This window comes from Parvibaculum lavamentivorans DS-1, assembly GCF_000017565.1.
In the GTDB taxonomy this organism is placed as follows: domain Bacteria; phylum Pseudomonadota; class Alphaproteobacteria; order Parvibaculales; family Parvibaculaceae; genus Parvibaculum; species Parvibaculum lavamentivorans.
On sequence record NC_009719.1, the window covers coordinates 2385557 to 2397565 of the forward strand.

A 12009-nucleotide genomic window follows, 5' to 3' on the forward strand; every position below is an offset into this window, starting at 1 on the left:
CGGCGGGTGGACGGCGAACAACAGCTCGTGATCGCTCACGCTGCGAGAGGCGCGGATTTGCGCCGTTTCAGCCATGCGGCGATGCGTAATCCAAGCGCGATAAAGCCGAGTGCCGCGGTTACAGCAAATATCCATCTGGGTTCAGGCGGCGTGTCGCTCATGAGGCGGCCGATGTAGGAATTCATGAAAATCAGCCAGACATAGGAGATGCCTGTCAGGTGCAGGCGGCGCCAGAGTTTCGGGCCGAGTTTCCTTACCGACCAGTTGTTGGATGTGGCGGCGAGGAGGGCGATGAAGACATAGGCGCCGCCGCCGCCGATGAGCGTGACGAGGCCTGGAACTTCGCCGATGGCGCGGTGGTAGGAGATGATGGCGGCGAGGTGGAGGAAGTGGGCGAGAGCGAAGGAAAGGCCCAAATAGCGCCGGTTTTTCTTCATCCAGAGGGTGGCGGGGGATGGAAAAAGCTGTGCCAGGGCGCCGGCGCTGAAGACGATGATGAAGATCAGGAATGCGAAACGCGCCGTGTAGCGGGTGATATGGAGGAGGCCTTCGGGGCCGGATCCATAGGCGGAAAGGCTGCCGGCCGCGATGGCCGCGACGACGAAAAGGACCGCAAAAAAGGGCCAGCGGGGTGCGACTGTCATTGAACTGTCACCGAACCGTCATAAGCCGGATTTTGCATCTTCAGTCCCCCTCCGATCCGCTTTCGGTTGCGTGCCCGAAATTTTCATACAGGATGTATGAATCTATAGCCCAAGCTCTGAAATCATACAAGCAGTATGAAAACCCCGTATGAACATGCCGGTCAGCCGTTCAGCCCCTGCCAAGAAGCCCTCCAAGAATCGGGAGCAGTTGCTCGCCGCCGCCCGGCGCCTTTTCGGCCTGCGCGGCTATGGGGAGGTGGGCACCGAGGAGATCGTCCGGGAGGCGGGGGTGACGCGCGGCGCGCTTTATTATCAGTTCGCGGACAAACAGGACCTCTTCAGGGCGCTGTTCATTTCGATGCTGCATGAGATCGGCCATGAGGTCTTCGAGGAGACGATGGCGCGGGTGACGCATGACACCGAAGACCTGATGGTCGGAACGCAAATGCTGCTCGACGTCTATTCGCGGGCGGAGGTGAAGCAGATCGTACTGATCGACGGACCGGCGGTGCTTGGCTGGAACGAATGGCGAGACCTGCAGGAGCCGCTTCACCAGGCGATGCTGACCCATGCGCTGCAGCATCTGGTGGATGAGGGCTGGCTCGCGCCGCAACCGCTGGAGCCGGTCGCGTCGCTGATCGCGGGTGCGCTGATGCAGGCGGGGCTTGCGATTGCGAATGCGGACGATCCGGCCGAGGCGCGGAAGATATATGGGCGCGGCCTCGAGACGCTGGTCGAAGGCTTCACGCGCCGCCGCAACGACTAAAGAAAAAGGCGGCAACCGGAGCTGCCGCCTTGTTCGTTTCCGGCCGGCTGCCGTTATTCGGCGGCGGACATCTTGTCCAGCGAATAGGCGCGGTTGCCCTGGCCGTTGAGCTGGAGGAGGTATTTGATGCCTTCTTCCGCGATGTCGTCGCCGATCATGCGGTCGCTCTCGCCATAAAGCTCCTTCATGTCGATGAAGGCGGCGTAGTTCGGCGCCGTGCGGCTCGTGATGATACCGGCCTTGAGAAGCGTCTTGATCAGCACGCGGAAGATGTTGGAGGATTCCTGCATGCTTTCGCGGATATGGACGTCCGTCAGGGCTTCCATGAACGCGCCCTGCACCCATTCCCAGTCGAGGCCGACCGCGGCGTAGATGTGCTTCTTCTGTTCAGGCGAGCCGAGGTTGAAGAGCAGGATCTGGAAGACTTCCCAGGCCCAGTCCTCGATCGCGTCGCGTTCTTCCGCCTTCAGGTTCGGAATGGTGCGGTCCGCCCAGATCTTTCCGAATTTGTGATGGAAGGCTTCGTCCGTCATGGTGAGCTGCATCAGCTTCACCATCAGCGGGTCGCGGCCCCATTTGTAGAAGGAAGCGAAGGCGCCCATGGCGAGACCTTCGACAAGCATCTGCATGCCGACGAGCTTCTTCCAGACGAGCGGCGTGTTGACGAGTTCGGTCAGCACATTGCCGAGCGCCGGGCCGACGGGCACGGGCTTGCCCCAGCGGGCCTTGATGTAGTTGGAGAAGCCGGCCACGTGACGGGCTTCCTCGCGCGTCTGGTTGGCGGCGTATTCCTGCGCGCCCGGATCCTTCAGGATGTGGCAGAGGCTCGCGGACAAGGCCAGCGCGCCTGCTTCGCCGTGAAGGATGGAGGAGAGACCCCATTGCACGTCGAGATTGACGAGCTTGATCTTCTGCTTCTCGTCGAGCTTGTCCTTGACGGCGGTCTTCAGGTCGGTGTTCTGCTCGGGGTCGATCAGGTACTCGTTTTCCATGTCGAAGGGGACGGAGAAGTCGATGTACTTCTTGTCCATCGGGTCCCAGAAATGATCGTGGGTCGCCGAGATGATCTTGTCGAAGGCGGTGGAACGGTTGCCGTAGCGGTCAACTTCCATCATCGCCGGAAAATCGTCGGGAGCGACGGCCTCGTAAGCCGAGTCCACCGTGATATTGGTCGTGATCTTGGTCATTATTCCTCCTACCCTTGCCCGGCTGCACGAAACCTGCCTCTTGTTTCGCCACCCTTAAATCCTCGAATATCAATATAGGGTCAGGGGTTAATAGATGCAAAAAATAATGACGCCTCTGTCATTTTTGGCGGGTAAGGGGCGGGAAAAGCCGCAGATTTGCGGGATTTTGGGGGCGAGATGAAGACCGGCACTGTCGAAACGGCGCATGGCACGCTGAGCTATACGGAAAGCGGCGGGAAGGGCCCCGTGGTCCTCTTCATCCACGGCAATTCCTCCTGCAAGGAGATATTCGCAAAGCAGCTCGAGAGCGGCATCGGCGCCGACTATCGCTGCATCGCCTTCGACCTGCCGGGCCATGGCAAGAGCACGAATGCGCCGGAGCCGGAAAAGACCTATTCGATTCACGGTTTTGCCGATGCGTCGATGGCGCTGCTCGATGCGCTCGGGATCGGCAAGGCGGTGGCCGTGGGCTGGTCGCTTGGCGGCCATGCGGCGCTTGAAATGATGGCGCGCTGGCCGGGCACGGTGGCTGCGTGGATCACCGGCACGCCGCCCGCGGGCGGCGCCGATATGGGCGAGGCGTTTCTTCCCGGCGAACACATGGCGCTCACCTTCAAGGATGCGTTCACGCAGGAGGAAGCGGCGCTCTATGCGGCCGAGACAATCGGCGGCGATGCGGCGCCCGAACCGTGGATGATTGATGGTTGTTCGCGCGCGGATGGCCGCTTCCGGCCGCTGATGCTGCAATCGGTTGCCGCCGGGCTCGATCTCGACGGACGCGAGATTGCGGAAACCTCGCCGCTGCCGCTTGCGGTGGTTTCAGGCGAGCATGAGCCCTTCGTCAACAACGCGTTTCTCGGAAGCATCAACTACCGCAACCTGTGGGACGGCAAGGTTCATATTCTGAAGGGGCAGGGCCACATGCCATTCTGGCAGGCGCCGGAGGAGACAAACGCGCTGCTGAAACGCTTTCTCGCCGATGTGACCTGAATTCAGGAGTGCGGGTCGCTACCCGGCTGGCGCGCTTCGAGGCGGCGTGTCGGCGAGGGGCCGCGATAACCGGGCTTTTCGACGAAGTGGATGGGCCGCGACGCCGCCGCGACGATGGCTTCGTAGAGCACAGGCGCCGAAAGCGGCTTCGGCAGATAGTCGGTGACGCCCTGGTCGCGCGCATGGACGACATTCTCGCGGCCGATATGGCCGGAAATCATCAGGATCGGCACATCGGGGTTGGCACCTTCGCCGCTCGCCGAGGCCCTTATCCGGCGCGTCATTTCATAGCCGTCCATCGGCACCATCGATCCGTCGGTGATGATGATGTCGGGACGATGAGCGGCGAAGGCTTCAAGTCCCTTCGCGCCGTCGCGGGCCTCGACGATCTCGCCGACTTCCATGGATTCGAGCAACGCGATCAGCAGACGCCGCATCTCGATGCTGTCATCGACGATCAGCACCCTGAGCTTGCGAAAGAAGCCGGCATCCGCGCTGGTCGGTACTTCGGTCATCCGACGCTTCTCGCTTCCCGCGCGGCGGTCTCGACAAGGCGCTCAAGCGCATGGAGCGTTTCCAGCGCGATGGCGGGGTCGGTGCCGGGATTTTCCAGGGCGTCGCGAATGGCGTCGATATGGAAGCGGATGACGGTTCCTTCCTTCCAGTCGACCAACTCGCTTTTTTCCAGATAGCCGCAGAGCGAATCCGCGAAGCGGCCCACCATGGAATGGCCGAACGTGCCGGCGAGGCCACGCATGTCGTGGACGATGGAATAGAGGCGGCCGCGCGCGCCGCCATCATTCCTGCAGCCCGCTTCGACGAGAACCTGGAGCATGGCGGCTTCCGCCTTCAGCGATTCCGCATAGCGCGTGCCGAGGCCCTTGATCGTTTCCTGCATCTGTTCGAGGACGCGCGGGTCGAGGCGCATGGGGGCCACGTAGTCGGAGCCCAGCTTGCGTTCGGCAATCGACGGCACACGGACGAATTTTACCGCAGGCGGCGTGTCTTCCAGGCCTTCGGAACCAGCGAGTTTGGATGGCGTTCTACGTTCGATCATGTCCCCCGACTCCTAGAGCAATTCAACCGATCCGCGACGATCCACGCCTTCAAACGGGCGCTCGCGCCGACGGCGATCGGGCCCGCGATAGGTGGGCGTCTCGACGAAGGGACGCGGCTTGTCGACGACCTGTATCAGGCGTTCGTACAGGCTTCGCGCGGATATGGGCTTTGAAAGAAATTCGGTGATGCCGATGTCGCGGGCGCGCTCGACGGAGGCGAGATCGGTATGGCCGGAGACCATGATGATCGGCACCATGCCCAGCGCGCGGCCATTGAGGCTGCGCAATTTTTTTGCGAGGTCGAAACCGTCGACCGGCAGCATGGCGGCATCGGTGATAACGAGATCGGGTTCGTAGCGCCGGAAGGCTTCCCACGCCTCGTCGCCATTTACCGCGAGATAGACTTCGGGAACGCCGAGCGCCTGAAGGAGCGTCATCAACAGATGACGCATATAGGCGCTGTCATCGACGACGAGAATTTTCAGTTTCCCGAAAACGGAATCCGTCATGCCTTATCCCCCAACTTCCGCCCACTCACGCGCGCTTTCGCGGCCGCACCCCTATGCGTGCGTCAACCTTAATGGGGAGGTCTTAAGAAAAAGGAACCGGGGCAGGCCGGGGACTTAAGGTTTCGTCAGGATTTCCGCCGGTTTCCGCTCATGCCCGGGCGGTGACGAGCCACACGGCGCCGCCCAGCCTGACCTTGCCATCCTTAACGTGACGGGCGAGGGCTTCGCGTACGGCATCGACGGCGCGGCGGCGCGGCGCTTCTTCCTGCTCCTTCAGGAGACGGGCAAGCGGGCCTATTTCAAGCGTCTGCCGCAGCGCCGTTTCCACCGGGTCGCCTTCTCCGCTCATCGAGAGGAGCGCGTCATGCGGTTCGATGGCGATGGAGCCGAAGCCTGCTTCCGTCAACACGCGGCGAAAACGCTCCGGATCGTCGAAGGCGAAGGGGCCGGGGGCGCCGGGCGTCGCGGGCTCAGGCGCCGGAAGATGAGGCAGGGCGGCGAAGAGCGGCACGGAGACCCACGCGTTCTCCTTCAGCGGCCGCCAGCAGACAAAGGCGATGCGGCCGCCGGGAGCGAGCGCCTGGCGCAGATGCGCGAAGGCGGGGACGGGCTCGAGAAAGAACATGATGCCGAAACGCGAGGCGAGAATGTCGAAGGAGGCGGGCGCGAAGGGATGCGTCGCGGCATCGGCCAGCGCGAATTCCGCCGGGCTTTTCAGCGCCGCCGCCCGCTCCCGCGCGCGAGCGACCATGGGGGCGGAAATATCGACGCCGAGCGCGCTTCCCGCCTGCGCCGCCAGCTCGAATGTGGTGGCGCCGCAGCCGCAGCCGATGTCGAGAACGCGCTCGCCCGGCTTTGCCGATGCGAGCCGCAGGACCGCTTCGGAGAAGGGCTGCAGCATCGCGTCGAGACGGTCCCGATTCTGGGCCCATTTGTCGCCGGCATCGCCGTTCCAATAGTCGATCTGTTCGGCATTGGGGCCGGTGGCGGCAATCGTTTGCGGGGAAACGGACATGGGGCCTCTCCTGCTGTGGGGCCCTTATGTAGCATGGCGCGGGGGTTGGGAAGAAATTCGGGAGTGCTTCCCGAGGGGGCGGTTGGAGCGAGCGCCGCGACCCCGCCCCATAAAATTCCGCGCTTCGCTTGAATTTTCTGACCCTCCCCCAAGGGGAGGGTGGGAAGACGTTTCTTTTCTTTTGGGGCGATCAGTTTTCGTCGCCGTCCTTCTTCCGCCGGTCGGCGAGGGCGCGCAGCTTGTCCTCGACCAGCGCCATGTCGAGCTCATATTCGCCGGCCTGCGGCGGCTCGGCGCTGTCGGCGCCGGTGGGGAGGTGCGTTTCCATGGAGCGGGGGCCGGCGATGTCGCGCAGGCGGGAAAGGCGGTCGGAAATCAGCGCGGCGTGATCCATGAAGCGGTCGCTGACGGCGGCGGCGCGGGCGCGGGCGGCTTCGATCTCGCTTGCGATGGTGTCGATTTCCGCGTCATCCGCGAAGGCCTCGCGCGGCGGCGAGAGGGCGAGCCCGGCTTCGCCGGTCGTCAGGTTCGCCACCTGGATGGCGATGCCCGAACGCTGGCTGTCATCGAGCGCGATGTCGAAGGTCGTCAGTTTGCCGCCGATGCGGCGGCCGGAAATGAGATTGATCCGGTTATGCGAGGCGGAGCCGACGATGGCATCAATTTCCGAGCGGAGGTCGTCATAGCGGCCGGCGAGAAGGGCGCGGCGGCCGGTATCGTCGTTGCGGCGGGCATCCGCGACGAGTTCGGCGGCCTCGCGCAGCCGCTCCGTTACGGCGTCGATGGCGAGCACCGAGGTTTCGATGGTGCTCAGCGCCGTGGCGATGCGCTGGCCAAGCTCGGCGGCGGTCAACGAGCCGGAGGCCTGCGCCGTTGCCCGCAGCGCGCGCTGAAGCGCGGCTTGCGTTACCGGCGGCGTTTCCTCCGCCGGTGGCGCTTCCAGTTTTCCCTTGCCTCCCAACCGCGAGAGAATGCCCATTCCGATTGCCCAAACCCCTTCATTCGCCGGCCCGCCGGCGCCTTCATCCGCAAGACTAGAGGGGGAGAGTTGACGACATCTAAAGGCCGCCGCGCTAAGCTGCCGCCGATGTCCCATCCGCGCGCCCTTCTCTGGAAAACCGGCCGGCCGCTGCTGCGCCTTTACTGGCGGCTCAGGCGGCCGCTGACGGCGGGCGTGCGCGGCATGGTTTTCGACGGGGAGGGGCGGGTTCTCCTGATACGGCACACCTATATTCCGGGCTGGTATCTGCCGGGCGGCGGGGTGGAGCGCGGCGAGACGATGCTGACCTCGCTCCGCCGGGAGCTTGACGAGGAGGCGGGCGTCATCGTGACAGGCGAGGCGCGGCTTGCGGGGCTATACGCCAATTTCCGCGAGTTCAAATCCGACCATGTGGCGCTTTATGTGGTGGCGCATGGGAGCTACGAAATGGTGCCGCGCCGCTCGCCGGAAATCGCGGAAAGCGGCTTCTTTTCGCCCGGATCGCTGCCGGAGGCGACATCCGCCTCGACGCGGGCGCGGATTGCCGAAGTGATGGAAGGCCGCGTGCCGGTGGAACTCTGGTAGCGCAAGGGCGTTTACTTTTCTTCTGCCACATTTTCCCGTTTATGGCTCCGCGAGAGCCGATGTTTCAGCGAGGAAACCATGAGGCATATTCTCTTCGGTGGTGTGCTGGCGGCGAGTGTCCTGTTCGGCGCAAGCGCCTGGGCGCAGGATGAGGTGAACTGGATGGCGCTGCCCGAAGACAGGGCGGCGCTGGCGGAGCTCGACAACGAACAATCGCGCGCGGTGCGCGCGGCGGTTCGCTATTGCGAGGCCTTTCTGCGGTCGAGCCATCAGGGCAATCCTTGTGTCTTCACCGATGTTGACCGGGCGATGAGGCGGACCGACAATGCGGCATTGCGTGCCTATCATTTCGCGCTGCCGCGCACCTTGCGATATCAGGAAATCCGCAACCAGGGGCTCGCCATCGACCGCGTGCTCCAGCAGCGCAATAAAAGGCTGCAATGATTTCCACCCCCCGGAGGAAAGCAAAGGAGACCCACATGAAATCGAAAATATTTGCCGCGGCGCTGCTGCTTGCCGTGCCGGCCACGAGCCTGCCGGCGCTGGCCACCGACGACCGCGCACCGACCGCCGAGGAGCGCGAGCGCATCGAGGAAGTGCTGCGCGGGGCGGGCTATGTGAGCTGGGAAGAGATCGAGTTCGACGACAATCGCTGGGAAGTGGACGATGCGCGCGACGAGAAGGGGCGCGAGTTCGACGTGAAGCTCGACCCGGAGAGCTACGAGATCGTTTCCACGCGCGAAGACGACTGACTAGACGGCGCCGAAGCGGCCGCGGTCATGCGGCGCGTCGAGATCGAGGATTGGCCCCGCCGGTATGATGCCGGTGGGGTTGATCGTTTTATGGCTGCCGTAATAGTGCAGCTTGATGTGGCGGAAGTTCACCGTCTCCGCGACGCCCGGCACCTGGTAGAGCTCGCGCAGGTAGTTCGAGAGGTTCTTGTAGTCGGCGATGCGGCGCAGGTTGCATTTGAAGTGGCCGTGATAGACGGCATCGAAGCGCACCAGCGTCGTGAAGAGCCGCCAGTCGGCCTCGGTGAGGCGCTCGCCCGCGAGATAGCGTTGCTCGGAGAGCAGGCTTTCCAGCCGGTCGAGCTGGTCGAAGAGCGCCATCACCGCGTCCTCATAGACTTTCTGCTCCGTGGCGAAGCCGGCCTTGTAGACGCCGTTGTTCACCTTGTCGTAGACGGCGGCGTTGATGGCGTCGATCGTTTCAACGAGACCCGCCGGGCAGAAATCGAGCGCGGCGTTGACGCCCTCGATGCCGTCAAAGGCCGAGTTCAGCATACGGATGATGTCGGCGGATTCGTTCGAGACGATGGTGGCCTTGCTCTTGTCCCAGAGGACGGGAACGGTGACGCGGCCGGTATAGGCGGGGTCGGCGAGCTGGTAGACCTCGTAGAGGCGCGTCTTGTGGTTCACGAAGTCGGCGATGGTGGCGCCGTCTCCGCCCGCGTCGCGAAGCGTCCAGCCTTCCTCCAGCATCAAGGGATCGACGACGGAGAGGGAGATCTTGTCCTCAAGGCCTTTCAGCTTGCGGAAGATCAAGGTGCGGTGCGCCCAGGGGCAGGCGAGGGAGACATAGAGATGGTAGCGCCCGGCTTCGGCCTTGAAGCCGCCTTCGCCGGAGGGGCCGGGCGCGCCGTCTTTCGTCACCCAGTTGCGGAAAGAGGACTCCTGGCGGACGAAGCGGCCTCCGGTCGACTTGGTGTCGTATCCTTTGTCGCTCCATTTTCCGTCTACCAGAAGTCCCATTTTCTTTCCTTTCGTTACCGCGGTCAGTCTTCCGGCGGAAGATCGACCAGCAGGAATTCCGCATCGTCGAGGGCGCGGATGGTCAGCGTTTCCACATCGCGGATCGCGGCGCCGGAACGCTCGGTCACTTCGATGCCGTTCACCTCGACGCGGCCTTTCGCGGGCACGAGATAGGCGAGGCGGTCCTTGCCAAGGAGATGGGTCACTTCGGCGCCCGCGTCCAGGGTTGCGCCGAGGATCTCGGCGTCCTGGGCGATCCAGAGGGCTTCAGCCACCGCATCCGGCTTACCGCTGGCGAGGGGCACGAGACGGCCCTTGCGGTCTTCCTTCGGGAAGGAAGCCGTTTCCCAGCGGGGACGGAGGCCCTGCTTCGCCGGTTCGATCCAGATCTGGAAGATGCGGGTGTCCTTGTCCTCGAGGTTCCATTCCTCATGCTGGATGCCGGTGCCCGCCGACATGACCTGAACATCGCCCGCAACGGTGCGGCCTTCATTGTTCAGGTGGTCGCGATGCGTGATCGCGCCTTCGCGGACATAGGTGATGATTTCCATGTCGCGGTGGCCATGCGGCGGGAAGCCGGTGCCGGCGCGGATGAGGTCGTCGTTCCAGACGCGGAGCTTGCCCCAGCCAAACCTTTCCGGGTCGCGGTAGTTCGCGAAGGAGAAGTGATGCTTCGCCGTGAGCCAACCATGGTCGGCGCCGCCGAGGCTGTTGAAATCGCGAATGTCGATCATTTGGGTGCCTCCTTTCGAGGCTTCAATTGGGGGCCCGGCCGGCCTCGGGGAGGGGGAAGCCGGCCGGCCGGGTCCGGGGTCCGATACTCGCGGACCCCTTTGGTTGCGATTGGTTTGAGGCGATCAGGCCTTCAGCTTCGCGGCGATGGAGGCCACATGGGCGCCCTGCTTGCGCGCGAGGCTCAGTTCCTTTTCGGTCGGCTGCCGCTTGCCGTCGCCGCCCGCCAGCGTCGATGCGCCGTAGGGCGAACCGCCGCGCACTTCCGAAATGTCGAAAAGTTCGGTGCCGACGGAATAAGGCAGGCCGACAACGACCATGCCGTGATGGAAGAGGTTGGTGTGGAACGAGGTGATGGTGGTCTCGTTGCCGCCGCCGGTGCCGGTGGAGGTGAAGACGCTGCCGACCTTGCCGACCAGCGCGCCCTTGGCCCAGAGCCCGCCCGTCTGGTCGAGGAAGGTGCGCATCTGGCCCGTCATGTTGCCGAAGCGGGTGGGCGTGCCGAAGATAACGGCGTCGTAATCGCCCAGTTCCTGCGGGGTGGCGACGGGAGCCTCCTGCTCGACCTTCATGCCGGCGTTTGCCATCGCGTCGGCGGGCATGGTTTCGGGGACGCGCTTCAGGAGGACTTCGGTGCCGGCCTGCGAGGCGGCGCCTTCGGCGACGGCCTTTGCGAGCGTTTCGATATGGCCGTAGGAGCTGTGATAGAGCACCAGGACTTTGGTCTTGCCGGTCATTTTACCCTCCATGAACTGTCCGCTGGGGACGTGTTGGCTTCGATGTGATCTATCTAATTAGCTTTCTTCCTGATACAAATGGCCTATTCAGGAACAGATTGTTGCTAAAAGAGGAACGATGGCAGTCGATCTCAATGGCTATGCGGTTTATGCCAAGGTCGTGGAGCTTGGCGGTTTCACCGCCGCCGCCGATGCGCTGGGCCTTTCCAAATCCATGGTCAGCCGCCATGTGGCGACGCTGGAAGATGAACTCGGCGTCCGCCTGCTGAACCGCACCACGCGGCGCATCAGTGTGACCGAGGCGGGAGGGGTGGTGTTCGAGCGTGCCCAGCGGATCGTCGCGGAGGCGGCGGAGGCGGCAAACGAGGCCACCTGCGTCGAGGGCGCGGTGCGCGGCCTTCTCAGGGTCAACGCGCCGATGACCTTCGGTATCCGGCAGCTCGGGCCGGTCATGCCGGAATTTCTCGCCCGATATCCCGATCTCAATGTCGACCTTACGCTCAATGACAGACGTGTCGATCTCATAGAGGAAGGTTTCGACGTAAGCTTGCGCGTTTCGGCGCTTACGGATTCAAGCCTGATCGCCCGGCAGCTCGCGCCGGTGGAGCGGCATATCGTCGGCGCGCCCGGCTATTTCGAGAAGCATGGCGTGCCGAAAAGCCCCACCGATCTCGCGGGCCATGATTTCCTGCTCTACACGCTGCTTGCGCGGCCGACGCATCTGGAAATGACGCATGAGGACGGGCGGCGCGAACAAGTGGAAGTGAAGGGCCGCATGTTCTGCAACAATGCAGACGCGATGCTGGAGACGATTGCCGCCGGGGCGGGCCTTGCGCTGCTGCCGGATTTCATCGGCTGCGACCATATGAAGAGCCGCGCGTTTGTCCGCGTGCTGGAAGACTGGTCGATGCCGCCGCTGACGCTGCATGTCCTCTATCCGCATTCCCGCCACCTGCCCGCGAAGGTGAGGGCTTTCGTGGATTTCGCGGTGGAGAAGTTCGGACCGGGGAAGGCGCCTTGGGGGGCGGAGTATGAGATGTTCACTTTTTAAAA

Annotated in this window: 16 protein-coding genes; 6 read left to right on the forward strand and 10 right to left on the reverse strand. The window is 63.5% G+C overall.

The annotated features are described in order from the left end of the window. Positions 1 to 35: 35 nt before the first annotated feature. Positions 36 to 644: a cytochrome b family protein gene (locus PLAV_RS11195; protein WP_012111127.1), complete on the reverse strand. Its 609-nt coding sequence runs from the start codon at positions 642 to 644 to the stop codon at positions 36 to 38. Positions 645 to 792: 148 nt separating this feature from the next. Here PLAV_RS11195 and PLAV_RS11200 point away from each other — a divergent pair, with 148 nt between their 5' ends. Further along, positions 793 to 1410 (forward strand): TetR/AcrR family transcriptional regulator, encoded by a 618-nt coding sequence (locus PLAV_RS11200; RefSeq protein WP_012111128.1) that lies wholly within the window; start codon positions 793 to 795, stop codon positions 1408 to 1410. A 53-nt stretch (positions 1411 to 1463) separates the two neighbouring features. On the opposite strand, the gene PLAV_RS11205 is transcribed toward PLAV_RS11200, so the two are convergent. After that, entirely contained in the window at positions 1464 to 2597 is a 1134-nt protein-coding gene (locus tag PLAV_RS11205; RefSeq protein ID WP_041535968.1) for a ferritin-like domain-containing protein, read from the reverse strand. 177 nt (positions 2598 to 2774) lie between these two features. Here PLAV_RS11205 and PLAV_RS11210 point away from each other — a divergent pair, with 177 nt between their 5' ends. Further along, positions 2775 to 3587, forward strand: coding sequence for an alpha/beta fold hydrolase (locus tag PLAV_RS11210; protein WP_012111130.1), 813 nt, complete (start codon positions 2775 to 2777; stop codon positions 3585 to 3587). Between the two features lie 2 nt (positions 3588 to 3589). Here the strand turns inward: PLAV_RS11210 and PLAV_RS11215 are convergent, their stop codons facing one another. The 5 genes from PLAV_RS11215 to PLAV_RS11235 form a co-directional block, all read right to left on the reverse strand. Further along, complete coding sequence (locus PLAV_RS11215) at positions 3590 to 4102, reverse strand: response regulator (RefSeq protein WP_012111131.1); 513 nt, start codon at positions 4100 to 4102, stop codon at positions 3590 to 3592. Then, a complete protein-coding gene (locus PLAV_RS11220; protein ID WP_012111132.1) occupies positions 4099 to 4644 on the reverse strand; it encodes a hypothetical protein in 546 nt (181 codons plus the stop codon). Before PLAV_RS11220 ends, PLAV_RS11215 begins: the two co-directional genes overlap by 4 nt. A 12-nt stretch (positions 4645 to 4656) precedes the next feature. After that, positions 4657 to 5154: a response regulator gene (locus tag PLAV_RS11225; protein ID WP_012111133.1), complete on the reverse strand. Its 498-nt coding sequence runs from the start codon at positions 5152 to 5154 to the stop codon at positions 4657 to 4659. A gap of 148 nt (positions 5155 to 5302) precedes the next feature. Next, complete coding sequence (locus PLAV_RS11230) at positions 5303 to 6169, reverse strand: class I SAM-dependent methyltransferase (RefSeq protein WP_012111134.1); 867 nt, start codon at positions 6167 to 6169, stop codon at positions 5303 to 5305. 190 nt (positions 6170 to 6359) lie between these two features. Next, a complete protein-coding gene (locus PLAV_RS11235) occupies positions 6360 to 7148 on the reverse strand; it encodes a hypothetical protein (protein WP_012111135.1) in 789 nt (262 codons plus the stop codon). 69 nt (positions 7149 to 7217) lie between these two features. Between PLAV_RS11235 and PLAV_RS11240 the strand changes: the two genes are divergently transcribed. The 3 genes from PLAV_RS11240 to PLAV_RS11250 all read left to right on the forward strand — a co-directional run bounded on the left by PLAV_RS11240 (position 7218) and on the right by PLAV_RS11250 (position 8485). Further along, positions 7218 to 7733 (forward strand): NUDIX domain-containing protein, encoded by a 516-nt coding sequence (locus PLAV_RS11240; RefSeq protein WP_245545121.1) that lies wholly within the window; start codon positions 7218 to 7220, stop codon positions 7731 to 7733. Between the two features lie 78 nt (positions 7734 to 7811). Further along, complete coding sequence (locus PLAV_RS11245) at positions 7812 to 8177, forward strand: hypothetical protein (RefSeq protein WP_012111137.1); 366 nt, start codon at positions 7812 to 7814, stop codon at positions 8175 to 8177. A 35-nt stretch (positions 8178 to 8212) separates the two neighbouring features. Further along, entirely contained in the window at positions 8213 to 8485 is a 273-nt protein-coding gene (locus tag PLAV_RS11250) for a PepSY domain-containing protein (protein ID WP_012111138.1), read from the forward strand. On the opposite strand, the gene PLAV_RS11255 is transcribed toward PLAV_RS11250, so the two are convergent. The 3 genes from PLAV_RS11255 to wrbA all read right to left on the reverse strand — a co-directional run bounded on the left by PLAV_RS11255 (position 8486) and on the right by wrbA (position 10956). Then, positions 8486 to 9487: a glutathione S-transferase family protein gene (locus tag PLAV_RS11255; RefSeq protein ID WP_012111139.1), complete on the reverse strand. Its 1002-nt coding sequence runs from the start codon at positions 9485 to 9487 to the stop codon at positions 8486 to 8488. It abuts the gene before it with no gap. Between the two features lie 23 nt (positions 9488 to 9510). Further along, positions 9511 to 10221, reverse strand: coding sequence for a pirin family protein (locus PLAV_RS11260; protein ID WP_012111140.1), 711 nt, complete (start codon positions 10219 to 10221; stop codon positions 9511 to 9513). A 123-nt stretch (positions 10222 to 10344) separates the two neighbouring features. Next, entirely contained in the window at positions 10345 to 10956 is a 612-nt protein-coding gene (gene wrbA, locus PLAV_RS11265; RefSeq protein ID WP_012111141.1) for an NAD(P)H:quinone oxidoreductase, read from the reverse strand. Between the two features lie 118 nt (positions 10957 to 11074). Here wrbA and PLAV_RS11270 point away from each other — a divergent pair, with 118 nt between their 5' ends. After that, the gene (locus tag PLAV_RS11270; RefSeq protein ID WP_012111142.1) at positions 11075 to 12007 is read left to right on the forward strand and encodes a LysR family transcriptional regulator; all 933 of its coding nucleotides are present in this window, start codon (positions 11075 to 11077) and stop codon (positions 12005 to 12007) included. The last annotated feature ends 2 nt before the right edge of the window (positions 12008 to 12009 follow it).

Excerpts from the sequence above, each read along its gene's own strand:
- PLAV_RS11195 (WP_012111127.1), bottom strand. The coding sequence starts at position 644 with ATGACAGTCGCACCCCGCTGGCCCTTTTTTGCGGTCCTTTTCGTCGTC.
- PLAV_RS11200 (WP_012111128.1), top strand. The coding sequence starts at position 793 with ATGAACATGCCGGTCAGCCGTTCAGCCCCTGCCAAGAAGCCCTCCAAG.
- PLAV_RS11205 (WP_041535968.1), bottom strand. The coding sequence starts at position 2,597 with ATGACCAAGATCACGACCAATATCACGGTGGACTCGGCTTACGAGGCC.
- PLAV_RS11210 (WP_012111130.1), top strand. The coding sequence starts at position 2,775 with ATGAAGACCGGCACTGTCGAAACGGCGCATGGCACGCTGAGCTATACG.
- PLAV_RS11215 (WP_012111131.1), bottom strand. The coding sequence starts at position 4,102 with ATGACCGAAGTACCGACCAGCGCGGATGCCGGCTTCTTTCGCAAGCTC.
- PLAV_RS11220 (WP_012111132.1), bottom strand. The coding sequence starts at position 4,644 with ATGATCGAACGTAGAACGCCATCCAAACTCGCTGGTTCCGAAGGCCTG.
- PLAV_RS11225 (WP_012111133.1), bottom strand. The coding sequence starts at position 5,154 with ATGACGGATTCCGTTTTCGGGAAACTGAAAATTCTCGTCGTCGATGAC.
- PLAV_RS11230 (WP_012111134.1), bottom strand. The coding sequence starts at position 6,169 with ATGTCCGTTTCCCCGCAAACGATTGCCGCCACCGGCCCCAATGCCGAA.
- PLAV_RS11235 (WP_012111135.1), bottom strand. The coding sequence starts at position 7,148 with ATGGGCATTCTCTCGCGGTTGGGAGGCAAGGGAAAACTGGAAGCGCCA.
- PLAV_RS11245 (WP_012111137.1), top strand. The coding sequence starts at position 7,812 with ATGAGGCATATTCTCTTCGGTGGTGTGCTGGCGGCGAGTGTCCTGTTC.
- PLAV_RS11250 (WP_012111138.1), top strand. The coding sequence starts at position 8,213 with ATGAAATCGAAAATATTTGCCGCGGCGCTGCTGCTTGCCGTGCCGGCC.
- PLAV_RS11255 (WP_012111139.1), bottom strand. The coding sequence starts at position 9,487 with ATGGGACTTCTGGTAGACGGAAAATGGAGCGACAAAGGATACGACACC.
- PLAV_RS11260 (WP_012111140.1), bottom strand. The coding sequence starts at position 10,221 with ATGATCGACATTCGCGATTTCAACAGCCTCGGCGGCGCCGACCATGGT.
- wrbA (WP_012111141.1), bottom strand. The coding sequence starts at position 10,956 with ATGACCGGCAAGACCAAAGTCCTGGTGCTCTATCACAGCTCCTACGGC.
- PLAV_RS11270 (WP_012111142.1), top strand. The coding sequence starts at position 11,075 with ATGGCAGTCGATCTCAATGGCTATGCGGTTTATGCCAAGGTCGTGGAG.